The organism is Mesorhizobium sp. 113-3-3, assembly GCF_016756495.1.
Taxonomy (GTDB): Bacteria; Pseudomonadota; Alphaproteobacteria; order Rhizobiales; family Rhizobiaceae; genus Mesorhizobium.
Genome location: NZ_AP023243.1, coordinates 2,686,203 through 2,712,943, shown reverse-complemented (window position 1 = coordinate 2,712,943; position 26,741 = coordinate 2,686,203). Strand labels below are relative to the sequence as shown.

Here is a 26,741-nt window from a genome sequence, read left to right as displayed (position 1 = left end):
ACTTTCGATGGGCGAACTCGGCTCACTCGTGGGGTTTCAGGGCCGATCCGCTCGGTCATCAATTTGGGACCGGCCGTATGACGGTTCCAGCAGCCGGCCAAGGGGCAAAGTCTGATCCGTTGCCGACATCAGCCCGGACAAGTACCCGTTGCAGGGTCTTCTGGAAGGAAGAAGCTTCGCCGCTCGCAAGGGGTGAGTTCGCGAGGCACTGTGCGCCGTGCGAACTCAATGAGATCGTTGGGCGTCTGGAAGACGCGAACAACACGGACCGTTTCTTCGCCCGAAACAATTGCGACCCGCGTGCCGTCGGAGGTGAAAGCCGCGCGTGTAAGGCCCGGTCGAGCGTCCGCCTTGTCCTGGCTGGCAAGAACTGCAATCTGGCGCCCCGATTGCGTCGCCCACAGCCTGACCGTGCGATCTTCGGACGACGCGGTCACGACATACAAACCACCACTGGCACTGAACTGGGCACTGTCCACCGCGCCGCTGTGGCCCCTGAGAACGGTCCTTTCCAGTCCGCCAGGGACGCTCCAGATCCGGACGGCTCCGTCGCGTGAGGCAGTCAGCAGCGACTTACCGTCCTGGCTGAAGGCGACCACCGTCACCTCGTCGGTATGTCCCTCTAGGGTTGCGACGGTTGCTCCGTCCGTGGTCGACCAAATGCGGGCGGTATGGTCGCGTGAGCCCGTGGCGACCAGTTGACCGTCCGGGCTGAAGGCCGCTGCCGTGATGCGACCCTGATGCCCCACAAGGGCCTTAAGCTCAGCCCCGTCCGCGTTCAGGAGGTAGCCCGCATCGTCTTCCCTGGCCGCGAAGATCAGACGTCCGTCGGGGCTAAGAATGGCCTGCGGCAGTTTGCTGCTTGTATTGATGACGGCGTGCTCGGCGCCGGTCGCCGCGTCCCACAGCTGGGCGGTACCGTCGATCGATGCGGAAACAAGCGATCTGCCATCGCGACCAAACTGGATCAGGATCAGCCCGCGATGTGATTGGAACTGGGCGGTCTCGAATCCCCTGGCGACCTCCCAAATTCGGACCTGGCCCTCGAGAGATGCCGTCGCGACGCGCCTTCCATCGGGACTGAACGTCGCGCGTTGAACGATCTCATGGGTATCGAGCCGCGTGATCTCGCGCCCGCTCACAATATCCCATAGATGCACCGCGCTGTCGCCGCCACCCGTCAGCAGGTGGAGATTGTCGGGACTGAAGACTGCGAAGGTCGGCCGATATTCATGAGAGAGCGTGGTCGTCAGGGCGCCGTCGACATCCCACAGCCGAGCGGTGCCATCGTGTGAAGCCGTGAGAAGAATGTTGCTGTCAACCGGGCTGAATTCCAGATGCTCTACCAAAGAATCATGGCCAGCGATCGTCGTGACCTGCGAGGCTCGTTCAACGTCCCAGATGCGGATCGGCCCATTGACTGAAGCGGTCGCCAGGAAGCGGTCGTCCGGGGTGAACGCACCGTTCATCTCCTCATCGCGTTGGTCCGCACCGATATCGGCCAGCCTCAAACCCGAAACCTCCTGGCCGAGCAGGCCATGCGGGGTTCCCGACGCTCCATCCCAAGTCCGGGCAGCGCCATCGAGTGATACCGTGGCAATTCGCTGACCCCCATGACTAAAAAACACGCCATTCAATTGCATGTCGCTGTTGTGGCCGGCCAACTTTGCGATCTCCGTTCCTGTCGACACATCGTAAAGGCAGGAAGTACCGCCGTACGAAAGCGGTGCCCACGCGCCAGCAAGAAGCCGGCTTCCGTCGGGACTGAATGCCAGGCTGTAGGGTAGGAAGTTCATTCGGATTGACCGTGTCAGTGCGCCATCTGCGGTATTCCAGATCGATACAACATGCTTATGTGCCGTCGCGAAGCTGCGACCGTCCGGACTGAAGTCAGCCCGTGCATATCCATCGCTGCCTACACTCAGGACTTTCTTCCCTGTCCGGACGTCCCAGAGCATTGCATCGCTGTTTTCCCCCGCCGTCAGCACCTGGTTGCCATTAGGGCTGAAGATTGCCGTTGGATAATTGCCTACGGGCTGCAGGATGGAGAGCTGTTCTCCCGAGATGGCGTTCCAGAGGCGGGCAGTGCCGTCTCTCGCGGCCGTTACGATCCGGCTTCCGTCGGGGCTGAATTCAGCCCGCTCCACGGCCCCTTCATGACCTTTTAGAACTGCAGTTTCGACACCGCTGGAGATGTCCCAGACGCCTGCAGTTTTGTCAAAGGATGCAGTGACGATGCGATCGCCCGTCGGATTGAACGCCGCATCCGCCACGCCGGCGCCATGCCGGAAGATTTTGATCTGGTGGTGCACCAGCAGGGCCTTGTAGAGGGCTGCCTCCGCTTCAAAGAGATACGGCCGCTCGGACTGGTCTTTCGAGGAAAGTGCTTCGAGCGCCAAGAGGATTGCAGCCTCGGTGTTGCCTGTCGCTGTGGACTGCTGCGACAGAAACGAGAGCGAAAGAGACTGGTTTCGCAGCGCCTGATCGCGTTGCCAACTTGCTTCCTCCTGCGCCTTGAAGGCGACCAATGCGCCTGCACCCGCCAAGAGAGCGAGCACAATCGCCACAATTGCGGCATTGCGCGTACGTCGGGCAAGCCGGTTTGCCGCGGCAGCCGCGAGGCTCCGGCGCTCGGCCTCGCGCTCCAACCGCTCGCGTTTTGCCTCTTCGGCGGCCTCGATCAGCGCCAGCTCTGCGCGCCGGTCCTTCTCTTCTTTCTGCTGATGGGCACGCACGGACGCCTCGATGTATTCAACGACGTCATCGTCGATCTCCTCCCGCCTTGACAGCAGCAGCTCCTCGCCCTCCGCAAGGCGTTTGCCAGACGGGAGGAGAAGCTCTCGATTCCTGCTCTCCAGGTGCCATCGGTGGGCGTCGGCCCTCAGGCGGTCGCGCGTCTCGAGGAAGTTCCGGTTTGCATTCACAATTTCACCGGCGCGCGGCCAACGGCTCAGCAGTGCTTCATGTGCAACACGAACGAGGACATGCCCCCCGGCGTCCTCATCGCTGACGAGGAGCCGTGCGTCGATCAAAGCCCTGACGAGGGCCGATCGCGCGGGAGTGCTTGCAACTTCAGTGAGCAGGGCCGGACGTGCCGTGACTGTTTCATCGCCTGGATTTGCCGTGGTGAGGGCGCGCAGCACCGCTGGCAAGGCCTCCTGGATCTCGGGCGCCAGCAAGTCGACGACTTCATCAGCGCGGCGCGCGATTGCGCCTTCGAGCCCGCCGAGCGCGCGATAATGGGCAAAGGTGAGAACTCGGTGTTCGCGGCCGGCCTCGTACAACGCGTCGAGCACAAACTCGAGAAGCGGCAATGATCCGGGATCAGCAGCTGCTGCCTCCTGCAGCACATCATCGAGTCGCCCCAACTCGGCACTCTCCTCGAAACGGAGTCCGGCAACGCCTGCCGGTTCGCGGATGATCTGCGCGATCTCAGGGCCAGTCGGCGGCAGGAGTTCGTAGCTGGCAAGGCCGTCCTTGAGCGCCGAGAAACCCGGAACCTCACCGCAGCGGTGAAAGAAGTCCGAACGGATCGCCGCGATCACCCAGACCAGTCCGCTCGCGGCCAGCGCCGCCACGAGCCGCACAAGGGCCTCGCGCGTCGCCGGCTCCCTCTCCGTCGTAAACAGCTCCTCCAGCTGATCGATGGCCACAAGCAATCTGATCTGCGGACGGGCCGGCCCGGCGGCCTTGCCAAGGGCCTGTCGGACCATCGCCAGTGCCCGATCCGGCGTGCTTCTGCAGAGTCGAGCAAACTCCGCGGTTGTTACTTCGCAGGCCAGCTCCGGCACAGCAGCTTCGCGAAGCAGTGCCGCGGCCAGCACAGAGAATGCATCCGGTCCTTCGGATAGGCGGATCAGGCAGCGGCGCCACAAGGATATGCCAGCCACGGCTCCAGGCCGGGTCAACGACGGCAGCAGACCAGCGCGCAGGAGGGAAGACTTGCCGCAACCGCTCATTCCGTAGATGAGCAGGAATGCCGTGCCGCTGGCTGCCTGCTGCTCCAGTCTTGCGGTGCAGGCAGCAATCGCCCGCGCCCGGCCGAAGAAGAGGTCGGCATCTTCGAATTCGAATGCATCGAGACCGCGAAATGGCGACCTGACCGGTTCCTCCGAAGCAAGGGGTACGCGGTAGATGCGCAAGGCGCGTGCGACGTTCTTCAGCTTGTGCTCGCCGAGATCGACGAATTCCAGCGAGAGTCGGTCCTGAGCCTGGGTGTGGACCGCTTCCGTGACGCAAACCCCGCCCGGTCGTGACAATTTTTGCAGATGAGCGGCGACCTCGACAGTTTCGCCCGCGAGGTGGTCGCCCTCGGGAACGACGTAACCCAGGTGAACGCCGATGCGGAAGCGCAGGCACTTCGTCGCGGGAACTTCGCAGTTCCGCTTATCGACGTCATGCTGGATCTCGCTCGCACACTGCATTGCCTCGACAGGGCCGGTGAACTCGGCGACCACGCTCCCTTCGGCGCTCCAGAAGGCGCGACCTGCATGTTGAACCAGCAGCCGATCGAATATCTGCCTGTACCCCCGGAAAGTTGCAGTAGAGATACGTCCATCCTTGCCCGTCGGCCGTCCCTCGGCGGCCACTTCGGCGACCAGGATGGTGGCCATTCTCGGTCCGGCATTTGCGGGAAGGACAAGCCTGTAACCGCGCCTCGGCACTGTCTGCACGACGGCCTGCCGATTGTCGTCAAGCGCCGCACGGATCTCGTGAATGCATTGCACCAGGCTGTCATCGGTCACGGCTATCCCGTTCCAGACCGCCTTCATCAGGTCGTCCTTGGTGATGACGCGATCAGCGTTCTCCAGAAGGTGACGAAGCACCGCGAAGGTCTGGTGGCGAAGTGTGATTGTCCTGTTGGACTTGTCGCGCAAGGTCTCGCTGCTCAGATCGGCGGTAACGCCGTTGAGTACGAACGTCGTGGGCGGCGAGCTATCCAAGCCAGTTCCCTCAAGCACGAAGCCGCAGTCTTCGATCTTAGCACGGTTTCGCACAACGAAGAGCCATCACCATCCAGACCGGCGGGGAGCGCAGATTTCGGCGAATGATCGGAAGTCATTCGTGACCGGGGAGACGCCTCGGACCGACAATTCCCTTGTCAACGGGAGGGTCTCGCCATGGGCTACTTATTGCGGATTGCTGGGAGTATGGGTGCAAGACCGGTGCTGCGGCTCACAGGCGCCTGCCTGCTGACGCTGTTCTTCGCGGTAGCCCCGCAGGCTCACTCGACAGATCGTCCCGCGGGCGGCTTGGCCGAAGTCGATCTGCAATTGATCCTTGCCGTGGACGTATCTCCCTCAATGAGCAGTGCTGAGCAAAGGGTGCAACGCGACGGCTACGTCGAGGCCTTCCGTCACGCCGATATCGCGAGGGCGATCAGGTCGGGAGAGCGAGGCAGAATCGCAGTGCTCTATCTGGAGTGGTCGGGGCCAAGCCAGCAAACCGTCATCGTGCCGTGGACGATTGTCGAAAGCCGCGGGGACGCTCTAAATTTGGCAGACAGGCTCGCGGCACTGTCGTTGACCGAAGGCCCCGGAACGTCGATTTCCGGCGCATTGTCGGCGGCGAACTATCTGTTCGCGAAGAGTGGCTTGCGCAGCCCGCGCAGCGTTGTCGACCTGTCCGGTGACGGACCCAACAATGCCGGAGCGCTTGTTGACCCCATTCGGCAAGTTCTTATCGCGGAAGGTGTGACGATCAACGGGCTGCCTATCGCACTGCCCCGGACTGGCACGGCGGACGGGTTTGCGAGGTACGACCCTTCCAACCTGCAATCCTATTTCGAGCGCTGCGTTATTGGCGGACCAGACGCATTTGCAATCGGCGTCACCGAGGCCGCGATGTTGGCCGCCGCCGTTCGTCGAAAGCTGGTGCGTGAGATTTCCATGGACATGGATCAGGTGATCTACACCGCGTACACTGAGCGTTCCGGCCGCACGGTCGATTGCAACATGATCGGACAGTTGCCGGGCCGATAACGCTCGGCAATGGGGTGCCCGAGAGCGGGCAGCAACGAAATAGCTTCGCGCATCGCTGCCCACAGTCAAACACGCCAGATAGCATCAACAGCGATGAACGCCGTCAAAGGGCCGTTAACTGAAGGGCTGGTTGTCCATAACTTCGTCTCGATCGCGGAAAGGCAAGTTTCGGCCTATACCAAGACGTTCGACCCCTTGACGCGCCAGACGATGGCAGTGAGGCATCCCCTCACCCCCCAGCCAGCCTCGGCAGCAGAAATATCTCCGCCCCCTCCGGCAGCTTCTTCGACCACGTATCGCGATAAATCACCCCATCGATCGCAACCGCAATGCCGCGATCGATCCACGGTTCAAACCCGGGATACTGTTCAGCCAGTTTCCTGAACAGCTCCCTGATGTCCTTGGCCTCGACCTCGACCTTGCTCTTGCCGCCGGCGAGCTGGCCGAGCGCGCCCCAGAGGGTGACTTCGACCATCGTTGCTCGACCTCGCCCTACGCTCCCCGTTCCGCCTCGATCGCCGCGAGAATCCGTGGCGGCGACATCGGGATGTGGGTCATGCGCACGCCGGCCGCGTTCGACACCGCGTTGGCGATCGCCGCCAGCGGCGGCACGATCGAGGTTTCGCCGACGCCGCGCACGCCATAGGGGTGGTTGGGGTTGGGGATTTCCAGGATCTGCGTGTCGATCATCGGCAGGTCGGAGCAGACCGGGATGCGGTAGTCGAGGAAGCCGGCGTTCTGCAGCCTGCCGTCCTTGCCGTAAATATACTCCTCGTTGAGCGCCCAGCCGATGCCTTGCGCGGCACCGCCCTGGTACTGGCCCTCGACATAGGTCGGGTGCACCGCCTTGCCGGCATCCTGCACCACCGTGTAGCGGATCACCCTGGTGGCGCCCGTCTCCGGGTCGACCTCGATGTCGCATATATGGGTGGCGAAGGAGACGCCGGCGCCGTCGGCGACGAGCTCGCTGTGGCCGGCGATCGGCCCGCCGGTCTTGCCGGATTCGGCCGCGATCTCCTTCAGCGACAGTTTTCCGAGATTGCCGTGCTTCTCGCCCTTGGCGACCGCATGGCCCTGTTCCCAGATCACGTCGTCGACGGAAATGTCCCACATCTGCGCTGCGCGCTCGCGCAGGATCTTGATCGCGTTGCGGGCGGCCGAGATGGTCGCCATGGAGGAGGAGAAGGTGCCGCGGCTGCCGTCGGTCATGTCGTTGTAGCCAAGGGAGGACGTATCGGCGACGATCGCCTTGAGCTGGCTGTAATCGATGCCGAGCTCCTCCGCCGCCACCAGCGACAGCGAGGCGCGGGAACCGCCGACATCCACCGTGCCGACGGCCAGCGACACCGAGCCGTCCATGCCGATGTTGAGGTCCACGCAGGTCTGGCCGCCGAAGTTGAACCAGAAGCCGCAGGCCATGCCCCTGCCCTGGTTTTTCTTGAGCGGCGCCTTCATGTGCGCATGGTTCTTCACCGCCTCCAGCGTCGGGCCGATGCCGATCGGGCCGTAGACCGGGCCGTAGGACGAGCGCGTGCCTTCCTGCGCGGCGTTCTTGATGCGGAAGTCGACCGGGTCCATGCCGAGCTCCTTGGCGAGCTCGTCGACGGCGCTTTCCACCGCGAAGGCCGCCATCGGCGCGGAAGGCGCGCGATAGGCCGCGGTCTTCGGCCGGTTGACCAGCACTTCGTAGCCGACCGTCTTGACGTTATCGAGCTTGTAGCAGGCGAACGCCGTCATGGCGCCGATCTCGGCCCAGGAGCCGGCATAGGGGCCGCAGGAATAGCGCAGCGTCGCTTCCGCCGCGGTGATGGTGCCGTCCTTGCGGGCGCCGATCTTGACGTCGATCGAGGTGGCGCTGGTCGGGCCCGACGCGCGGAACACCTCGTCGCGGGTCATCACCAGCTTCACCGGGCGGCCTGCCTTGCGCGACAGCGCAAGCGCTACCGGCTCGGCCCAGACATGGGTCTTGCCGCCGAAGCCGCCGCCGATCTCGGAGGAGGTGACGCGCAGCTTCGAGGCTTCCATGCCGAGCAGCTGGGCGCAATGCTGGCGGTAGACGAAATGGCCCTGCGTGCAGACCCACAGGTCCGCGGTGCCGTCGGACGAGACGCTCGCCACGCACGCATGCGGCTCGATATAGCCCTGGTGCGTCTGCTCGGTCTTGAAGGAGCGCTCGACGATGAAATCGGCATGCCCAAAGCCCTGGTGGACATCACCATGGCCGAACTGGCTGCGCTTGGTGACGTTGGAGGGTTTTACCGGCTTTTCCTCAAGCCCCTCGGTGAAGATCGCGTCGTTGATCAGCGGCGCATGGTGCTGCATCGCCTCGTCGACATCGGTGACATGCGGCAGGATCTCGTACTCGACCTCGATCAGCTTCAGCGCCTGCCTTGCCGTGCGGGCATCTATCGCCGCGACAGCCGCTACCGCATGGCCGTCATAGAGCGCCTTGGTGCGCGCCATGCAATTGTCGAGAATGTCGTACATGGCGGCATCGCCATTGGTGAGGTCGGGCAGGTCTTTCGCCGTGATCACCGCCTTCACGCCATTCAGCTTCTCCGCCTTCGACGTGTCGATCTTCCTGATGACCGCATGCGCGTGCGGGCTGCGCAGCACGCGGCCGACCAGCTGGCCGGCCATGTTGAAGTCGGCGCCGTAGCGGGCGCGGCCCGTCACCTTGTCGACGCCGTCGGGGCGGATGGGGCGCGTGCCGACGGAGGCGAATTTACGTCCGGAAAAACGGGGATCGAAATTCATCTTCAGGCTCCCTTCATCACGATGGCCGCGTCCTGGACGGCGCGCACGATCTTGTCATAACCGGTGCAGCGGCAGAGGTTTCCGGCGAGACCGAAGCGGATTTCCTCTTCGGTCGGGTCGGGGTTTTTCGCCAAAAGGTCCTTGGCCGCGATCAGGAAGCCCGGCGTGCAGATGCCGCATTGCAGGGCCGCATGCTCGAGGAACTTCTGCTGCAGCGTGTGCAGCTGGTCGCCATGCGCCATGCCTTCGACGGTCTCGATACGCCGCCCTTCCGCCTCGGCGCCCAGCACCAGGCACGAGCAGACCAGCCGGTCGTCAAGGATGATCGAGCAGGCGCCGCAGTCGCCGGTGCCGCAGCCTTCCTTGGCGCCGGTCAGGCCGAGCCGGTCGCGCAGCACGTCGAGCAGCGTCTCGTCAGGCTGGCAGAGATATTCAAGCGTGTCGCCGTTGATTGTCGTCGAGACTGCAATGCCAGCCATCATTTGCCTCCTGCACGTGCGTAGGCGGTCGTGGCGGCACGCCTGGCCAGCACACCCGCGACTTTTCGTCTGAATTCGATGGTACCGCGCTTGTCGTCGATGGGGCGGCAGGCGCCCGCGCAGACTTTTGCCAGCCGCTCGAGGGCTGCTTCGTCCAGTTTCCTGCCGATAAGCGCCTCGGCGGCCTCTTCCACCAAAAGCACCGTCGGTGCCGCGGCGCCCAGCGCCACGCGGGCTGCCGTGACGACGCCATGCTCGTCGATCGTCAGGTTCACCCCGGCGCTGACCACGGCGATGTCCATCTCGGTGCGCGGAATGAAGCGCAGATAGGCATCGCCCGAACGTGGCGCTTTGCTGTCGAGCAGGATCGCCTCGATGATCTCGCCCTTCGCGAGCGAGGTCTTGCCCGGCCCGACCGGCACGGCCTCGACGGGGATGGTGCGCTTGCCCGAAGGCCCGGCGATCACCGCCTTGGCACCCGCGGCCACCAGCGCCGGAACGCTGTCCGCGGCCGGCGAGGCGTTGCACAGATTGCCCGTGATGGTGCAGCGACCCTGCACCTGCTTCGAGCCGATCAGCTTGGCCGCCTCGACCACGCCGGGCCATGCCTTCTTCAGGGCGGCGTTCTCGCCCAGCACGGCGCAGGGAACGGCAGCGCCAATGCTGAAGCCCTCGGCTGTTTCGCGGATTTCGCTGAGACCGGCGATCGACTTGATGTCGATGATCAGGTCGGGCTCGACAAAGCCGCCCTTCATCCTCACCAGCAGGTCACTGCCTCCGGCCAGAATGGCTGCCGTGCCAGCCGATCCGGCCAACTGGCCGACGGCATCTTCGATTGAAAGCGGACGTATGTAGCGCATCGTCTCCCCTTGGATATCGCGATTTCAGCGACCGTTATAAACACTCTCCTCATAATGGCTATCCGGTTCGTCATTTGCGACGATTGGTCCAGCCGCCGCGAAATCCAGTCCCAAATCGACCGGAATTGCCCTACGAGTGCATGTCGCCCAGAACTGTGCAGCGGCTTTGCGACAACGACATGCACAGGGATCAAGACAGGCCCGCGGCCGGGTTCTCGAAAAATTTGAGAGCCTGTGTCGGACTGGTCAAGCCCCATTCGTCCTTGGGACATCGAACAGGCATCATGAAAGGACAAGATATGCCCGGCACCGTACGTTTGCACCGCGTTCTCACCACCAGCCCGGAAAAGGTCTATCGCGCCTTCGTCGAAGCCGACGCGCTGGCGAAGTGGCTTCCGCCGAACGGCTTCACCTGCACGGTCGATCATCTCGAGGCCAAGGTCGGCGGGACGTTCAAAATGTCCTTCCGCAACTTCACCACGGGCGGCAGCCATGCCTTCGGCGGCGAATATCTAGAACTCGTGCCGGCCGAGCGCCTGCGCTACACCGACAGGTTCGACGATCCCAATTTGCCCGGCGAGATCCAGGTGACGGTGACCTTGAAAAAAGTCTCGGTCGGCACCGAAATCGACATCATCCAGGCCGGCATCCCCGACGTCATCCCGGTCGAGGCCTGCTATCTCGGCTGGCAGGAATCGCTTCGCAACCTGGCAAAGCTGGTCGAGCCGGAGATCAACCAGTAAGGCCAGTCCAGAAACCGCGCAGCGCCGCCGTCGATGACATGCCCATCGGCGGCGGTCGTGCATTGCGGGCCTTGACCATGCGATCGCGTGCATGAAATCCTCCCGGCCCAAAGGGAGGGTTTTCATGCGACATCTGCTGGTCGTGCTGTCCGCCTTGATGCTGGCGACCTCTGCCGAAGCCAGGACCATCTACTACGGCAACAAGGTGGGAATGGAACTTACCATCGTCAAAAAGTCAGGCATCGGGTCCGAGCACGCCAGCATCCTGGCCAGACACGACAGGCGCAAGGCCGGCGTCTACTGCCGCGAATATGGCCACGATTTCTCCAAGGCGTGCATTGACGCGGAAATGAAGTCGCCCCTGCACTTCGAGATCACCGCCAACTGCAAGACCGGCAAATTCACCACCTTCTATGGCGCCAACATGCTGTTCCAGGGCCGCAACAAGGGCACGCAGGTGACGACGGACTATCTGATCACATCGATTGACGACAATGTGGTGCTCGATGGCTCGGGCGCCTCGTCCTACGATGTCACGCTGGACCAGTTCAAAGCGCTCTGCCCCAATCGCGTCCGCTAGCGGCGTTTGCGACACTGCGCCGATCGCAACAGACGGAGGGTGGAACCGCGTGACCCTGACCAACCGGGACATCGTCGAACTGACCGAATGGCGGCGCAAGCTGCACCGGCAGCCGGAAATCTCCAACGAGGAGGAGAAGACGGCGAAAGAAGTCGTCTCCTTCCTCGCCGACACCGGGCCGGACAAGGTCCTGACGGGCCTCGGCGGGCATGGTGTCGCGGCCGTCTATGACAGCGGCAAGGCCGGTCCGACCGTGCTGTTCCGCTCCGAACTCGACGCGCTCCCGATCGAGGAACTCTCAGGCGTGCCGCATGCCTCGCAAGTGCCGGGAAAATCGCATATGTGCGGCCATGACGGTCACACCGCGATCCTGGCGGCGCTTGGCCGGCAGTTCGGACGCGAGCGCCCGGCCAGCGGCCGCGTCGTGCTGGTGTTCCAGCCGGCGGAAGAGACCGGCAATGGCGCCGCCGGCGTCGTTGCCGACCCACGCTATGGCGAGATCGCGCCGGATTTCGCCTTCTCGCTGCACAATCTGCCCGGCGTGCCGTTCGGCGAGGTCAGGCTGAAACCCGGTGTGGTCAACTGCGCCTCGCGCGGCATGCGCATCGTGCTGGAGGGCAAGACCGCGCATTCCTCCATGCCCGAGACCGGCATCTCGCCGATGCCGGCGATCAGCGAGCTGATGCCGGCGCTTCCCGCGCTCGGCCGCGCCACTTTCGCCGACGACGATTTTTCCATGGTCACCGTCACCCATGCCGCGATGGGCGAAGCCGTGTTCGGCATAGCGCCCGGTCATGCCGAGGTATGGGCGACCTTGCGCACCCGCCGCGACGAGCGCATGGCGGATCTCTGCGCCGCCGCCGAATCCCTGGTCAAGGACATCGCCGGCCGGCACCGCCTCGCCGCGCGCTTTGATTATCACGAGATCTTCGTCGCCAGCGTCAACGCCCCGGACGCGGTGGAGCATCTGCAGCGCGCGCTCGACGAAGAAGGCGTCGTGCACGGGCAGGAAGCCCTGCCGATGCGCGCCTCGGAGGATTTCGGCCTGTTCGGCCACAGCGCCTCATCGGCGATGTTCTTCCTCGGCGCCGGCGAACGGCACCCTTCCCTGCACAATCCCGATTATGATTTTCCCGACGACCTGATCCCGATCGGCTCGAGGATCTTCATGCGCACGGCGCGCAATCTGCTGGGGTGAATTCGCCCGCCTTTGTCACGCGGATCTGAGGAAGGGGCGTTTGTGGACGCCCCGCTTTGCCTGGAAATTCGCGGCGGGAACCGGACGGCCGACGCGAAAGCCCTGAATCTTGTCGATGCCGAACTCGCGCATCAGCGCGATCTGCTCGTCGGTTTCCACGCCTTCGACCAGGATCTGGTGGCCGCGATTGCGCACCAGCGCGATGATGTCCTGCAGCATGGCCATGCCCTTCGGCGTGCCGCAATCGTGCAGGAACGAGCGGTCGATCTTGACCGTATCGAAATCGATCAGACGCAGCCACGACAGGCCGGCGAAGCCGGTGCCGAAATCATCGAGCCAGATCTTGATGCCGAGCAGCTTCAGGTCGCTGATGCAGCGCAGGATGTCCGAATGCATCTCCATCTCGAGCCCTTCGGTGATTTCGAAGGCCAGCCTGTTGCCGGTCACGCCCGTCTCGCCCAGTATGGTCGCGACGGACGCGGCGAAACCAGGCGTCTTGAGCTGGATCGGCGAGACGTTGACGCTGACGAGAGGAACATGATCGTCCGCCAGCAGCTCGGCGCAGACCGTCCGTATCGCCCAGCGGCCGAGTTCCAGGATCGCGCCGGTGCGTTCCGCCACGGGAATGAACAGGCTCGGCGGCACCAGGGTTCCGTCCAGCATTTTCAGGCGCATCAGCGCCTCCACGGCCTCGACACGGCCTGACACGACATCCTGGATGGGCTGATAGACGAGTGAAACGAGGCCCTGGCCGATCGCGATCTTCAGCAGCGCCGCGAGGTTCTCGCTCTCGTCGCTGCTCTGCGGATCGGTCGGGTCGAACAGCCGGGCGCAATTGCGCCCGCCAGCCTTGGCCAGATAGAGCGCGCGATCGGCCTCGTGGATGATCTTTTCCAGCTTGGCGCCGGCCTGCGTCCTGGTGAATGCGGCGCCCACGCTCGCTGTCACGATCGAGACCCCATCGCGCCTGAGCTCGTGGGTGATCGCCAGGTTCTCCACCGTGCGGCAAATGGCTTCCGCCAGCTCCGTGACCTGATCCTTCTTGTCCATGCGGGCGAGCACGATGAACTCTTCGCCGCCATAGCGCCCGATCGAGCCATTGTAGTTCTTGATCAGGTCGCTCAGCGCATTGGCGACATGAATCAGGCAGCGGTCGCCTTCCTGGTGGCCGTAGCAGTCGTTGAACTTCTTGAAGAAGTCGACGTCGATGAGGATGGCCGCGAACTTGCTGCCAAGCCTTTGCCAGTCGCTCCAATAATCGCGCAGCTTCTCGTCGATCGCGCGCCGGTTCTCCAGCCCCGTGAGCGGATCCGTCCGCGATAGTCTGAGCAGGGCCTTGCCGCGTTCGGTGGCTTCCTTGTGCTGGATCTTGGCTTCCAGCGCGTTCAGGAAGACGTTGTAGCGCTCCTCATTCAGCTTCCAGTTCACATAGGAGGTGAAGGTGAAGCACGAAACGTAGAAAGTGCCGAACACCATCTTGTATGTCAGCGAGGCGGGCAGGAAATAGTTCACCACGTACAGGATGCACAGGATGATCGTCGACGTTATGATCGACACTTTGAAACTGAACGTGAAAAATAGATTGGCACTCATCATGAAAATGGTGCCGAACACCATGTAGTAGGCGACGGTTTCCTTGTTGGCGCCGAGGGATGCCGGGAACAACCAGCCTATATAGCCGAAGATGATCGCCGCGGCGCAGGTCACGTCGAGCCACTCCGTCGCCGCGCCGCGGCGAAGCTGTGCCTCCAGGGTCAGCAGGGCGGTCAGTCCGACCGCGAAGCGCGCTGTGATCGTATAGGCAGCCACGTCAGGTATCAGCAGCAGGTCCGATACCGAAAACAGCACATAGATGACGACGGCGATCCAGAGCCCGGGCCTGGCGTCTTTCCTTCGCTTCGCCAGGGCTTCGGCGCGGTAAAGGATGCGCAGTTCCGCCGCGCCCAGTTCCTGGCGCGGATCATACGGTTCCACATCCGCTGTATCGGCCAATCTGGACGACGCGCGTTCGCTCACAAGCCCCTGCGAAAGGGGGTTTTGCGCTCCGAATTCTTTTCCAACTTCTGCCCCCACGCAGGACGACTCCTTGGGACGCGACACGATTGCCATGCGGTAAAATGCAGTGGCGCGAGACAAGTTTGCGTTAACTCGACCCCAGATTCTTATCTGCAAGATCGCTAATAAATTGAGATGGTTAGCGGGAAATTAATCATAACAATAAAATGCGTCCCAAGCGCCGTTGGCAAATGGAGCATTCTACGCAATAAGTTAACTGACTGTTAACCAAGGAGTCCTGGTGTGCAAACCGTGTTTGATGGCCAAAGCCTGATCACCGCCGAGATCATCGCCGGTAGTCTGCCCCGGGGTAAGCTCGATCATCACGGCGAAGAGTTCGAAACCGCCCGCGCGGAACTGGCGCTCATCCTGCACGCGACACAGCAGCAGATCGAGCAGCAAAAATTTCCCGCCGAGATCGTTCGCCGGCTGTTGTCGCTGCTCAGCGGGTTGCGGGCCAAGGTGCATCCCGACGTCTGGCAGGCCTTGATACCGGTGGCGCAGAACCACCCGATCCTGAAGTATTTTCTCGAGGATCCGCTGACGCACTGGTCTTTCACCAAGCCCAGGGGCTATTCCGGCGACGCGCAACTGCTCGACTACATCTATTGCGACCCGCACGTGGCCGAGAGCGTGGCCAACGCCTCGGAGATCGGCAAGGCGCTCTACAGCCATACCCAGAACGTTCCGTCATGCGTGGCGGCACGCGAACGGCGCGATCTGCTGACCCGCTATGTCGACGAGACGGCGGCCAAGAACGGACCCGAAACCGAGGTGCTGGCGATCGCTGCCGGCCATCTGCGCGAAGCCAACCGCTCCGTCGCCTTGGCCGAGGGCCGTCTCAAGCGCTGGGTCGCGCTCGACCAGGATCCGCAGAGCGTCGGGCTGATCGCACGCGACTTCCAGGGCACCGCCGTCGAGGCCATCGACGGCTCGGTGCGGACCGTGCTGACCAGAAGCCACAAGCTCGGCAAGTTCGACCTGATCTACGCCTCCGGCCTCTACGACTACCTCCAGCACAACGTCGCCGTGAAACTCACCAAGACCTGCCTGCAGATGCTGAAGCCGAACGGCACGTTCCTGTTCGCCAACTACGCCGAGGGCACCCCTGACGCCGGCTACCGCGAAACCTTCATGGACTGGGTGCTGCTGCTGCGCTCGGAGGTCGACATGTGGAACATCGTCAACGCCAGCGTCGACCGCAACGCCGTCGAGGCCAAGGTGTATTTTGGCGAGAACCGCAATGTGCTGTACGCGGTGATCGAAAAGCGCGGGTAAGGCGGGCGAGCATCCGGCGAGCGGCCTGCGTCAAGTGTTGCAGCCGATCGCAGCGGGCGGACAACGATTGGATAGCCGGTTCAGGAACCGGCCATCCCCCTGATGTTCCTTGCCAGCGCCAGCCCGGCATCGTCGGCGACATGGCCTATCGTCACGGATGAAGCTGATCCGCCCGTCCCGCCATTCCAGCCACATTGCCATGCTTCTGCTTGCCATGCGCAGCTCAAACCGCGCGTATCCTTCAGGCGATACATCCGCGGTTTCAGCAACCTTGAAAGCCTCCTTGTCGAAAAGGCGCTGGGCCTTCTTTAGGGTGGGATCAGAACCCTGAACAATGCAGGGGAATTGAGCGGCCATTCGCCCCGCCATTGGCGATGCCGTTGGGCGACGCCGCCATCTCGTCGTCGCGCACGGCAATCAGCGCCGGTCCGTAGCGTGAGCGCATCAAGACACGGATGCCACCCGGATGGATTGCCGCGCCAAAACCCATGCTCAGCACACTGCCGCCCCATCGGTATCGCGCAGCCGCGAATCTGTGCTAAGCCGCCGCCCGATCAACCAACCAAAGGACGACACCCGTGAGCGAACTGACCGTGGCCGAGGCGACCGAGAACATCTATGCCTCGCTCCGCGCGGACAATGCCGAGATCGCTGGCACGAGAGGGGCTGAAACAGGCGGTGTTCGATCCAACCAAGTTGGCGCAGAGCAACCGCTCGGGCCGTAAGTTGATGCAGGCCTATTTTCGTCAGCGCGGCGTGAGTGTGAGCTTTTCGGAGTAGTGTCGAGGCTGCCGGTGATGCCGGCTCCCTTGCGCCTGAGCGTGTCGAGACCGTTGGCCGATGCCGCCATGCAGAGCCACGAGCGGGCGTCAAGCGAGATGGTCTTGCGTCCGACAAGACAGCCTACCTGACCTTGATGACGACCTTGCCCTTGGCGCGTCCTGTTTCGACATAGGCCAGAGCCTCGTTGGTCGCTTCGAACGGAAATATCCGGTCGACAACCGGGCGGATCGCTCCGGATTCGACGAGCGCGCTGATCTTGCCCAGCTGGTCACCTTGCGCCCACATGAACAGGAACGAGAAGCTCACGCCATGGCGCCTGGCTCTGGACCGGATAGCCCGGCTCAACAGGCGCAGCACCAGCCTCAGCACCGGGTTCAGTCGCTTCTCCCTGGCGAATTCGGGATCCGGCGGGCCGGAGATGGAGATGAGCTTGCCGCCCGGCTTGAGCACGTTGAGCGATTTCTCAAGCGTCTTGGCATCCTGGCTGTTCAGGACGACGTCATAGCCAGACAGGACTTTCTCGAAATCGTCTTTCCTGTAGTCGACCACGACATCGGCGCCGAGACTTTTAACTAGATCGGCACTCCCGGCGCTCGCCGTTGTCGCCACAAGCGCGCCGAGCTGCTTTGCCAGTTGGATGGCGAATGTGCCGACGCCGCCGGAGCCGGCCTGGATGAAGACCTTCTGCCCCTTCTTCAGGCCCGCCCTTTCGATGAGCGCCTGCCAGGCGGTCAAGCCGACAAGCGGGATCGAGGCCGCCTCCTCCATGCTGAGATTTTTGGGCTTCAGCGCGACGTCGGCTTCGTCCATGGCGATGAATTCGGCGAACGCCCCGATGCGTCCATCGCGCGGCCGCGCATAAACTTCGTCGCCGGGTTTGAACCTGCGGACTTTCGAGCCCACGCGGATGACCTTGCCGGCCACGTCGTGGCCGAGGATGAAAGGCCGGCGATAGGGCAGGATGAGCTTGAACTCTCCGGTTTTGACCTTGGAATCGATCAGGTTCACCCCAGCGGCATGAATCTCGACCAGGACGTCGCTGTCCCCGACTTCCGGTTCCGGCATCTCGGCCAACCGCAGAACGCCCTTCTTGCTGTATTTGTCGACGACGAATGCCTTCATGGCAGTGACTTTCTGAAACTGATTATGGGGTGTCGCACGGGCACGCCTCGCCGTCGTTCAAACCGGCAGGCGGAACTGCTTGCGCAAGGTCTTGTCGAACATCTCGGCGGGCGCGAAGCGGCGCAAGAGACTGACCTGCCGCGCCGCCTTGCCGGCGGTGTAGCGCCGTCGCGGACGGACATCTGTCGCGGCCCTGACGACCACCTCCGCCACCACTTCCGGCAGATCGGCTTTGGGCATCACATCGGCAAGCAGCGCCTTGAACCCGGCTCGCGCCCGGTCGTATTCCCTCAAGAGAGAATCCGGCTCGATGCCGTTCTGGTCAAAGACGGTACGCACGAATGCCGGCTCGATGACCGAGACGCGAACATTGAAGGCACGCACCTCGTGATCAAGCGATTCCGAATAGCCCTCGAGCGCGTGCTTGACGGCCGAGTAGTGCGCTGAGTATGGCGCGGGTACCAATCCCAGAATCGAGCCGATGTTGATGATGCGCCCTTCGCCGCGCTGCCGCATCGACGGCAACACCGCATTGGTCATGCGGATGACGCCGAACAGATTGACGTCGAACAGGGCCTGCACCTGTTCGATCGAGAACTCCTCGGCGCCGCCAAGCATGCCGATGCCAGCATTGTTGACAAGCACGTCGATCCGGCCGGTCTTCGAGAGCACTGTCGTGACCAATGCAGCGACGGCCTCACCGTCGGTCACGTCGCAAGCCAGCATGGTCACCCCGTCCGGCCCGTTGCTGGCCTTACGGCTCGTACCGAAGACAGTAAACCCTGCCCGCACCAGCGCCTCGGCACTGGCGCGGCCGATGCCCCCGGAGGCTCCGGTTACAATCGCTGTCTTTGCGGAATTCATTGCCATGTCACGCTCCAAAGCCGCGAGGGCTAGCTTTTTCTCATTGATTGAATTACACTCATAATATCAAATTACGAACATAATGCAATAGCTAAAGGGAATAGCAGCCATGCGCTACGAAAAGGGCCGGAAGGACGCCTCGCGCGGACGGATCATGGAAGTCGCGGCCGACCGCTTCCGGGGTGACGGCATCGCCGCCTCCGGACTGGCGACCATCATGAGCGACGCCGGGCTGACCAACGGCGCCTTCTACCCGCATTTCCAGTCCAAGGCGGAGCTGGTGCGTGAAAGCGTGGCGGCGGCCATGGAGCTTCAGGCGCGGCAATTGGCGGACGCACTGGCCTCGGGTGGCCCCGAGGTGGCCATGGAAGCGTATCTGTCGGCTGAGCACCGGGACAATCCGGGGCAAGGCTGCGCGTCCGCCGCGCTGTTGCCGGAGTTGGCGCGTCAGCCGCCGGAAACACGCGCGGTCTACACCGAGCGCTTGCTGACCCTGGCGCGGCAGCTGGCCGCAGCAGTTCCACAGGTCAAGGATCCGGAAGGCACGGCGCTGGCTGTCTTTGCGACGCTCATCGGCACGCTGCAACTGGCCCGCGCCGTCCAAGGGACGGACCTGTCGGACCGCATCCTCGCGGCGGGGAAAGATGCCGCGCGGACGCTGATGCGGCAACGCTAACGCGGCGCGCCATCAGCCAAGTTGGTTACGCGAAGGGCGTGTTCAGGCGGATTGAGCACGCAACGCCCCGGTAATCATGATCGCCGACCGCTGCGCCGATTTCATTCTGGACGGATAATTCGACGTTCAATCCTTCCCACTCGCCACCCTCCATGGCGATTAGCCTGCTGTCCGTGGTGCCGGTCCTGGTGCTATGCCAGCTCGCGCAGCGCCTCATCGTCGGCGCGCTGGCGCGAAAGCAGAGGTCATGAGCACAGTCATCGTTGTCGGCCATGTCAATCACGACCAGGTCTGGTCGCTGTCCTCGCCCCTCGCCTCGGGCGCACGCATCGTCTATTCCGGCCGCCGCGTCAGGCTCGGCGGCGGCGGCTTCCACACCGGCACCCAGCTGGCGAAGCTCGGCAACGACGTCCGGCTGATCAGCAACCTGATGGACGACGGCCATGGCCGGGCAGCACTTGCAACATTGCAGGCGGCGGGCATCGATACCGGCTATGTCACGCTGTGGCCCGGCGAAACCCGGTTCACCGAAATCCTGCTCGAGCCGAATGGCGAGCGCACCATTTTGAACACCGGCGGCCAGTTGCGCCCTCCCTTTACCGCACCGGAGCCTGTCAGCGGCGACGCCGCCTATCTCAACGCCCTGGTGCTCGACGCCGGTCTGGTCGCCTCGCTGCGGACGATCCCGCTTGTCGTCTCGCAGTTTCCGCTGCGCGACGCCTCGCCGCGCCCGGCCGACATCGTCATCGGATCGCGCGCCGATTTTCCCGGCGAGGAGACGCACCACGTCTGGGAGCGGGCATCGGCGATTGCCGGGCCGCGCCTAAGGACGCTGGTGCTGACCGATGGAATGCGCCCGATCTCGCTCTATGACGGCAAGGCGCTCAAGCATGTCACGCCGCTGAAGCAGGTTCGCGTGCCCGACACGATCGGCGCCGGCGACTGTTTCACCGGGATCTTCCTGCACGGCCTGCTGCAGGGGTTGATCCCTGAGCTTGCCGCCGAACAGGCCAGCCAGCAAACCGCCGAATGGCTGCTGGAACGATCCCGTACCAGCTGAGGCAGGCGCGCCGGCAAGGCCGGCTTTCATGAAAATGTCATAAAAATCAAATGGAAACCGGCATTCGGGTGAACTAGAAAACATCTCCTGGAGAGATCGTGATCGAGACGCCGGCAAGCCGGCGCATCATCGCCATGATCGGCGTCTTCCATCGCCCCAACGATGTCGCCGACCTTGTCGCCCGCGAAATCCACCTTGAAATCGCTGCCTTGCGAGAGACATGACATGTGGCTGAGTGAATTCGAAATCGTCCTGCGCGACCGCGTCATCCCGAACGGCGCCGTCAGGATCGAGGACGGCCTGATCGCCGAGATCCGCGACAGGCCTGTCGAGCATGCCGATATCGAGGGTGGCGGCCGCCTGCTGCTGCCCGGCTTCATCGACATGCATGGCGACATGGTGGAGAGGGAAGTCGAGCCGCGCATCGGCGTCCACGTGCCGATGCGGATCGGCATTGCCGAGCTCGACAAGAAGCTCGCTTCCTGCGGCATCACCACGGCCTATGCCGCGCTTTCCTTCATCGGCGCCAGCGTCACCAGCGGCGTGCTGCGCTCCGAAGGCCATACGATAGAGATCATCGACACCATTGCCGGGATGAAGGACCATTTGCTGGTCGATCACCGCATCCATGCGCGCTTCGAGGTGACCTTCGCCCCGGCTATTCCCGCGCTGCAGAAGCTGATGGACGCCGGCAGGCTGCATTTGATCTCGCTGATGGACCACACGCCCGGACAGGGACAGTACCGCGATGTCGAGCTCTACATCGCCCGCATCGCCAAGGAGCGCGGCATGTCGGTTGCCGAGGCGTCCGAGGTCGTCGGCAAGCGCATGGCGGGCCGCAACGGCCAGGGCGATGTGCTGAACGCGCTGCAGGACCTGTCGGCGCGTGCCGAGGCTGCCGGCATCGCGCTCGCCTCGCATGACGACGACACGCTGGAAAAGGTGGAACTGGTCCACGGCCTGGGTGCCGCGCTCTCGGAATTCCCGGTCACCCTGGAAGCGGCGCGGGAAGCCCGCAGGCTCGGCATGCACACCGCCATGGGCGCGCCCAACGCGCTGCGCGGCGAGTCCTACTCCGGCAATCTTTCCGCCCGGCAGGCTTATCAGGCCGGGCTGCTCGACATGCTGGCCAGCGACTATCACCCGGCCTCCATCCTGCCGGCCGTGCTTGGCCTTTCGGAACTGCGTGGCGATGGCCTCGCCGCCGCGGCCGCGCTGACGAGCGCCAACCCGGCCAACGCCCTGGGGCTCGCCGATCGCGGCGCCATCGCGCCCGGCCTTCTGGCCGATCTCGTGGTGGCGGACCGTCATCCCGTGCCACGCGTCCGCGCCACCTTCCGCGCCGGCCGCATGATTTACGGCGATGGCACGCTTGACCTGGCGGGCAAGGCGGAACGCCTTGTCCCCGCCATGGGAGCACGGCTACCGGCCGCCTCCCGGGAAACCGCGTAGCGCTTTCCCTGGGGAATTGCGTCTGGACCAAGCGTTGGGGCAGTTCGCCGTGAAACGGTGAATTGCTCTAACTCTTTGTTTTTGACGCAATTCCAGACGGAAAACCGCTTACACTTTTCCTGGAATTGCTCTAAACGTCGAGCACGACCATCATGCCGCGCACCTCGGCCATTTCCAGCAGCATGTCCTGCAGGGTTTCGATGGTCAGCGCCGCGCCGGTTATGTCCGGCAGTTCCGCAATACTCTCTTTCATGGAAATGACCGCGACACCGGTTTTCTCGGAAAGCAGCCGTCCGATGGCCGCGCGGATCAAGGCGTTCTGGTCAGGCATGATTCCCCTTTCATGCTGGATGACGTTATAAGTTTTCCCCAAAGGTATGCTTTTTGCGCAACTTCTGCGAGCTTTAGCTTGCGCTTGCAAGCCGTTTTGGTGTGTCTAATCTCCATTATTTGTCAGACCGTTGCTCAGCGACGACAGCGACGGCAACGTCCATAGGTTGCCGTCAGCTTCCATGGCGGCAAGCAGGGCCAACGGCACTTCGTGCCGGCTGAGCCCGATCAATGCCCTGCCGCCAACCGTTGCCAGCAACTCCGTGGATCTGTCGAAATGGAATACGTGCCTGTCGGCTCGTTCAGGATCTCAAAACGGTCCAATGCAACCCTCACCGTCCCCCGGGCTCCCTATAACGCACGCGCCCATCGGAGGTTGCATGAAGATTGAAGTTTTTTGCCGCCGGCTCGTGACGAAAAGCTTCGCGCCGATTGGCTCTTGCCGAAGCCGGCGGCCTCCCTCATCCATGGTGCGCAGACAACAGCCTGGAACCAGTGATGACCGATGCCAGCCTTCATCTCGTCGAAGCGACGATCGACCAACTGCGCCGCGCGCTCGATGAAGGCACCGTCACCAGCGTCGAACTGGTCGCGGCGTATCTCAGGCGCATCGCTCATTTCGACCGGCACGGCATCAGCCTCAACGCTGTCCCGGTGCTCAATCCTGATATGTTCGAGGAGGCCGCGGCTTCCGACCGACGCCGCCGCGATGGCGCTGTGCTCGGGCCCCTAGACGGCATCCCCTACACCGCCAAGGACAGCTACAAGGTCAAAGGCCTGACGGTCGCCGCCGGCTCTCCGGCTTTCGAGCATCTCGTCGCCAATGAGGACGCCTTCACCATCGCCCGGCTGCGCGCCGGCGGCGCGGTGCTGATCGGTCTCACCAACATGCCGCCCATGGCCAATGGCGGCATGCAGCGCGGCGTCTATGGCCGCGCCGAAAGCCCCTACAATGCCGACTACCTGACCGCCGCCTTCGCCTCGGGCTCGTCCAATGGCTCGGGCACAGCAACGGCCGCCAGCTTCTGCGCCTTCGGGCTCGGCGAGGAGACATGGTCATCCGGCCGCGCGCCGGCTACCAACAACGCGCTGGTCGCCTATACGCCGTCGCGCGGCGTCATCTCGGTGCGTGGCAACTGGCCGCTGGTGCCGACCATGGATGTCGTGGTGCCGCACACGCGGACCATGCCCGACATGCTGGAGCTGCTTGACATCATTGTTGCCGACGATCCCGAGACGCGCGGCGATTTCTGGCGCGCGCAGCCCTGGGTCGAACTGCCGAAAAGTTCTCGGACGAGGCCGCAACGCTATACGGATCTCGCGCTTGCAGGATCGCTGAAAGGCAAACGTCTCGGCGTGCCCCGCATGTATATCGGCAGCGACAGCGAGGCGGATAGACCGATCGAGACCCGGGCCTCGGTGCTGGCGCTGTGGGAACAGGCGGCGGCTGATCTCAAGCGGCTTGGCGCCGAAGTGGTGGAGGTGGATTTTCCCGTCGTCTCCAATTACGAGCGCGACCGCCCCGGCGCCCGCAGCATGGTCGAGCGCGGGCTGGTGCCGCCGGACTTCGCCGACCGTGAAATCTGGGACCTCTGCATCTGGGGCTGGGACGATTTCCTGCGCGCCAATGCTGATCCTGCCCTGCCCGATCTCGCTTCGGTCGATGGCCCGAAAATCTTCCCGCAGCCGCCGGGCACGCTGCCCGACCGCTACGAAGGCGGCTTCGACCTTGCGGACTATGTCGAGCGGGCCAAATCCGGCGTCATGCCCTTCAGGGATATCCCGACGCTTGAAGAGGGCCTGAAGGGGCTGGAGGCAACAAGGCGCATCGATTTCGAGGATTGGTTGGACGCGCACGGCATCGACGCCGTGGTGCTGCCCGCCGCCGCCGATGTCGGCCCGGCCGACGCCGACATCAACCAGGCTTCGGCTGATCTCGCCTGGCGCAACGGCACCTGGGTCGCCAACGGCAATCTGGTCTGGCGCCACTTCGGCATCCCGACCGTCACCGTGCCGATGGGCACGATGGCCGATATCGGCATGCCGGTCGGCCTGACCTTCGCCGGCAAGGCCTATGACGACGAAAGCCTGCTGCGCATGGCCGGCGATTTCGAGCGCGCCACCCAGCGCCGCACCAGCCCGCCACGGACGCCAGAGCTGGCCGATGATGTGTTTACGGAACGGAGCGCCAAGGCTGGTGGCAGCGCGGCGCAGCCGTTTGCAATTGCGCTTGCCGCCGAGACGCGGACCTCAGGAGATCAGGACGAGATCGCCATCACGCTCGAACTGCCAGTCGAGGCAGAGAACGCCAGCATCAAGGTGCATGTCAACGGAGAGCCCGTCGCGATGCAGCGAAGCGGCGCGCGTTTCAGCGGCCGTGCGCTGGTTCCGGCCGCCGAGCATCAGCGCTTCCACAGCGTCTGGCGCGGCTCGTATGGCTCGATCGTGACGGCGGTGGTGCGGTTGCAGGATGGGCGCACGGCTGGCGGCTATGTGGTTACGGGCGGGATTGGTTGAGCGGAGCGGAAAAGCCAACACCCACCGTCGAGTTCCGCCACGCCCCCCTCTGTCCTGCCGGACATCTCCCCCACAAGGGGGGAGATTGGCAGCTTCGGTGCCGGCTCAAAGACTGCTCGTCGGAGATTGGCGAAGGCGGCGGTGACAGCCGATCTCCCTCCTCGTGGGGGAGATGGCCGGCAGGACAGAGGGGGGGGCATCGTAGAGTGCCACCCGTGCCGCTACCCCCGCGCCGCCCACAGCAAACCGCGCTCCACGATCAGCGCCATTTCCGGCACCGCGAACTCGTCCGCCGTGTGCCCAAGCGAACTGTAGAAAACCTTCCCCGCGCCATACCGGCGCTTCCAGACCACCGGCATGACAACCCCGCCTATGCCCGGAAAATGCGCATCGCTGAACGTCGTCGTCGCCAGCACCTCGTTGCTCGGGTCGACATGCATGTAATACTGCTCCGACCGGTAGGCGAAATCGCTGATGCCTTTCGTGATCGGGTCGTCCGGTTGTGTGATCACCACGCGATAGTCGATGATGTTGCCGGGATGCGCGACCCATTGGCCGCCGGTCATGAACTGGTAGTCCGGCTCGTTGCGAAAACTGTCGCCCATCGTGCCGTGGAAGCCGCCGAGCCCGCTTCCAGCGCGCACCGCCTGCGTCAGGTTCTGCAGCTCGGCCTTCTCGATCGTAGACATGGTGATGCCAGGCACGATGAGATCGAAGGACGACAATTCCGGATCGGCGAACATCGCCGTGCCCTGGCCCAGCGTGACATCGAACCCGTTGCGCTCAAGCAGCGCGCGAATGACATTGGCGCTGCGCTCCGGCGTGTGGCCGTCCCAACCGCCCCAGGCAATCAAAGCCCTCTTCGCCATGCTGTGAACCTCCTGAATCGCCGCCGCGATCGATGGTTACATGGCAAGGCCGTCAGCGCCAGCCCAGGGCCGGCGCGACATGGGTCAGGATCGCCTCAATGACATGGGCGTTATAGTCGACGCCGAGCTGGTTGGGCACGGTAAGCAGCAGCGTGTCGGCCTCGGCGATCGCCTCGTCCTGCGCCAATTCCTTGATCAGCACGTCAGGCTCGGCGGCGTAGCTGCGGCCGAAGATCGCCCTGGTATTCTCCTCGATGAAGCCGATCTGGTCGCGGCTTTCATTGCCGCGCCCGAAATAGGCGCGGTCGCGATCATCGACCAGCGCGAAGATGCTGCGGCTGACCGAGACGTGCGGCTCGCGCTCGTGGCCGGCCGCCTTCCACGCCTCGCGGTAGATGCGGATCTGTTCGGCCTGCTGGATGTGGAATGGCTTGCCGCTCTCGTCGAACTTCAGCGTCGAGCTCTGCAGATTCATGCCGAGCTTGGCCGCCCATTCCGAAGTGGCGTTGGTCGCCGCACCCCACCAGATGCGCTCGTGCAGGCCTTCCGAATGCGGCTCGAGCCGGAGCAGGCCGGGCGGGTTGGGGAACATCGGCCGTGGATTGGGCTGGGCGAACCCCTCGCCGCGCAGCGTATCGAGAAAAACCTCGGCATGGTGCCGCGCCATGTCGGCGTCGCTTTTGCCTTCCTGCGGCTGGTAGCCGAAATAGCGCCAGCCATCGATCACCTGCTCGGGCGAACCGCGGCTGATGCCGAGCTGCAGCCGGCCGCCGGCGATGATGTCGGCGGCCCCGGCATCCTCGGCCATGTAGAGCGGATTCTCGTAGCGCATGTCGATGACCGCCGTGCCGATCTCGATGCGGCTGGTCTTGGCGCCGACCGCCGCCAGCAGCGGGAACGGCGAAGCGAGCTGGCGGGCGAAATGGTGCACGCGGAAATAGGCGCCGTCGGCGCCGAGCTGCTCGGCCGCGACGGCGAGATCGATGGATTGCAGCAGCGCGTCGGACGCCGAGCGCACTTGCGATTGCGACGAGGGGGTCCAATGCCCGAATGACAGGAAACCGATTTTTTTCATGGCCCTGAAGTATATGCGAGCGGCACTTGCTTCAATGCCAAAACGGCGGGGTTACACACCGT

The 26,741-nt window shown here is 63.6% G+C and carries 22 protein-coding genes and 1 pseudogene; 11 read left to right on the top strand and 12 right to left on the bottom strand.

Annotated features, from left to right (window positions below; translation table 11 throughout):
* Positions 1–128 precede the first annotated feature (128 nt).
* Positions 129–4,943, bottom strand: coding sequence for an nSTAND1 domain-containing NTPase (locus JG746_RS13150; protein ID WP_244730771.1), 4,815 nt, complete (start codon positions 4,941–4,943; stop codon positions 129–131).
* A 177-nt stretch (positions 4,944–5,120) separates the two neighbouring features.
* On the opposite strand from JG746_RS13150, the gene JG746_RS13140 reads away from it, so the two are divergent.
* The gene (locus tag JG746_RS13140) at positions 5,121–5,981 is read left to right on the top strand and encodes a DUF1194 domain-containing protein (protein WP_202358515.1); all 861 of its coding nucleotides are present in this window, start codon (positions 5,121–5,123) and stop codon (positions 5,979–5,981) included.
* A 229-nt stretch (positions 5,982–6,210) separates the two neighbouring features.
* Here JG746_RS13140 and JG746_RS13135 read toward each other — a convergent pair whose 3' ends face one another.
* Genes JG746_RS13135 through JG746_RS13120 form a run of 4 tightly spaced genes read right to left on the bottom strand, consistent with a single transcriptional unit; the run spans position 6,211 to position 10,077 of the window.
* The gene (locus JG746_RS13135; RefSeq protein WP_023778960.1) at positions 6,211–6,456 is read right to left on the bottom strand and encodes a MoaD/ThiS family protein; all 246 of its coding nucleotides are present in this window, start codon (positions 6,454–6,456) and stop codon (positions 6,211–6,213) included.
* A 17-nt stretch (positions 6,457–6,473) separates the two neighbouring features.
* Positions 6,474–8,738 carry a xanthine dehydrogenase family protein molybdopterin-binding subunit gene (locus tag JG746_RS13130; RefSeq protein ID WP_202358514.1) on the bottom strand — a complete coding sequence of 755 codons (2,265 nt, stop codon included), beginning with the start codon at positions 8,736–8,738 and terminating at the stop codon, positions 6,474–6,476.
* Between the two features lie 2 nt (positions 8,739–8,740).
* Entirely contained in the window at positions 8,741–9,217 is a 477-nt protein-coding gene (locus JG746_RS13125; protein WP_202358513.1) for a (2Fe-2S)-binding protein, read from the bottom strand.
* A complete protein-coding gene (locus tag JG746_RS13120; RefSeq protein WP_202358512.1) occupies positions 9,217–10,077 on the bottom strand; it encodes an FAD binding domain-containing protein in 861 nt (286 codons plus the stop codon). Before JG746_RS13120 ends, JG746_RS13125 begins: the two co-directional genes overlap by 1 nt.
* A 299-nt stretch (positions 10,078–10,376) precedes the next feature.
* On the opposite strand from JG746_RS13120, the gene JG746_RS13115 reads away from it, so the two are divergent.
* From JG746_RS13115 to JG746_RS13105, 3 genes are all read left to right on the top strand, one after another.
* On the top strand, positions 10,377–10,820 hold the full coding sequence (locus JG746_RS13115; RefSeq protein ID WP_202358511.1) for an SRPBCC family protein: 444 nt from the start codon (positions 10,377–10,379) through the stop codon (positions 10,818–10,820).
* A 124-nt stretch (positions 10,821–10,944) separates the two neighbouring features.
* Positions 10,945–11,400, top strand: coding sequence for a hypothetical protein (locus JG746_RS13110; RefSeq protein WP_202358510.1), 456 nt, complete (start codon positions 10,945–10,947; stop codon positions 11,398–11,400).
* 49 nt (positions 11,401–11,449) lie between these two features.
* The gene (locus JG746_RS13105) at positions 11,450–12,598 is read left to right on the top strand and encodes an amidohydrolase (protein WP_202358509.1); all 1,149 of its coding nucleotides are present in this window, start codon (positions 11,450–11,452) and stop codon (positions 12,596–12,598) included.
* A gap of 15 nt (positions 12,599–12,613) precedes the next feature.
* Here the strand turns inward: JG746_RS13105 and JG746_RS13100 are convergent, their stop codons facing one another.
* Positions 12,614–14,707, bottom strand: a complete 2,094-nt coding sequence (locus JG746_RS13100; protein ID WP_244730769.1) for a putative bifunctional diguanylate cyclase/phosphodiesterase — start codon at positions 14,705–14,707, stop codon at positions 12,614–12,616.
* A 189-nt stretch (positions 14,708–14,896) separates the two neighbouring features.
* Between JG746_RS13100 and JG746_RS13095 the strand changes: the two genes are divergently transcribed.
* Positions 14,897–15,931, top strand: coding sequence for a class I SAM-dependent methyltransferase (locus JG746_RS13095; RefSeq protein ID WP_202358508.1), 1,035 nt, complete (start codon positions 14,897–14,899; stop codon positions 15,929–15,931).
* A gap of 319 nt (positions 15,932–16,250) precedes the next feature.
* Here the strand turns inward: JG746_RS13095 and JG746_RS13090 are convergent, their stop codons facing one another.
* The gene (locus JG746_RS13090) at positions 16,251–16,430 is read right to left on the bottom strand and encodes a hypothetical protein (RefSeq protein ID WP_202358507.1); all 180 of its coding nucleotides are present in this window, start codon (positions 16,428–16,430) and stop codon (positions 16,251–16,253) included.
* A gap of 79 nt (positions 16,431–16,509) precedes the next feature.
* Here JG746_RS13090 and JG746_RS13085 point away from each other — a divergent pair.
* Positions 16,510–16,711: pseudogene (locus JG746_RS13085) on the top strand (hypothetical protein).
* 123 nt (positions 16,712–16,834) lie between these two features.
* Here the strand turns inward: JG746_RS13085 and JG746_RS13080 are convergent.
* Both JG746_RS13080 and JG746_RS13075 read right to left on the bottom strand, forming a co-directional pair.
* Complete coding sequence (locus JG746_RS13080) at positions 16,835–17,836, bottom strand: NADP-dependent oxidoreductase (RefSeq protein ID WP_202358506.1); 1,002 nt, start codon at positions 17,834–17,836, stop codon at positions 16,835–16,837.
* Between the two features lie 57 nt (positions 17,837–17,893).
* Entirely contained in the window at positions 17,894–18,706 is an 813-nt protein-coding gene (locus JG746_RS13075; RefSeq protein WP_202358505.1) for an oxidoreductase, read from the bottom strand.
* 103 nt (positions 18,707–18,809) lie between these two features.
* Between JG746_RS13075 and JG746_RS13070 the strand changes: the two genes are divergently transcribed.
* The 4 genes from JG746_RS13070 to JG746_RS13060 all read left to right on the top strand — a co-directional run bounded on the left by JG746_RS13070 (position 18,810) and on the right by JG746_RS13060 (position 21,888).
* Positions 18,810–19,376, top strand: a complete 567-nt coding sequence (locus JG746_RS13070) for a TetR/AcrR family transcriptional regulator (protein WP_202358504.1) — start codon at positions 18,810–18,812, stop codon at positions 19,374–19,376.
* A 247-nt stretch (positions 19,377–19,623) separates the two neighbouring features.
* Positions 19,624–20,436 carry a PfkB family carbohydrate kinase gene (locus tag JG746_RS13065; protein ID WP_202358503.1) on the top strand — a complete coding sequence of 271 codons (813 nt, stop codon included), beginning with the start codon at positions 19,624–19,626 and terminating at the stop codon, positions 20,434–20,436.
* 98 nt (positions 20,437–20,534) lie between these two features.
* The gene (locus tag JG746_RS37655; protein ID WP_274609327.1) at positions 20,535–20,660 is read left to right on the top strand and encodes a hypothetical protein; all 126 of its coding nucleotides are present in this window, start codon (positions 20,535–20,537) and stop codon (positions 20,658–20,660) included.
* A 1-nt stretch (position 20,661) separates the two neighbouring features.
* Positions 20,662–21,888, top strand: coding sequence for an alpha-D-ribose 1-methylphosphonate 5-triphosphate diphosphatase (locus JG746_RS13060; RefSeq protein WP_202358502.1), 1,227 nt, complete (start codon positions 20,662–20,664; stop codon positions 21,886–21,888).
* A 130-nt stretch (positions 21,889–22,018) separates the two neighbouring features.
* On the opposite strand, the gene JG746_RS13055 is transcribed toward JG746_RS13060, so the two are convergent.
* Positions 22,019–22,219, bottom strand: coding sequence for a hypothetical protein (locus JG746_RS13055; RefSeq protein ID WP_202358501.1), 201 nt, complete (start codon positions 22,217–22,219; stop codon positions 22,019–22,021).
* 497 nt (positions 22,220–22,716) lie between these two features.
* Between JG746_RS13055 and JG746_RS13050 the strand changes: the two genes are divergently transcribed.
* Positions 22,717–24,735 (top strand): amidase, encoded by a 2,019-nt coding sequence (locus JG746_RS13050; protein ID WP_202358500.1) that lies wholly within the window; start codon positions 22,717–22,719, stop codon positions 24,733–24,735.
* A gap of 221 nt (positions 24,736–24,956) precedes the next feature.
* Here JG746_RS13050 and JG746_RS13045 read toward each other — a convergent pair whose 3' ends face one another.
* The gene (locus JG746_RS13045; RefSeq protein WP_202358499.1) at positions 24,957–25,604 is read right to left on the bottom strand and encodes a ThuA domain-containing protein; all 648 of its coding nucleotides are present in this window, start codon (positions 25,602–25,604) and stop codon (positions 24,957–24,959) included.
* 52 nt (positions 25,605–25,656) lie between these two features.
* A complete protein-coding gene (locus tag JG746_RS13040; RefSeq protein WP_202358498.1) occupies positions 25,657–26,679 on the bottom strand; it encodes an LLM class flavin-dependent oxidoreductase in 1,023 nt (340 codons plus the stop codon).
* Between the last annotated feature and the right edge of the window lie 62 nt (positions 26,680–26,741).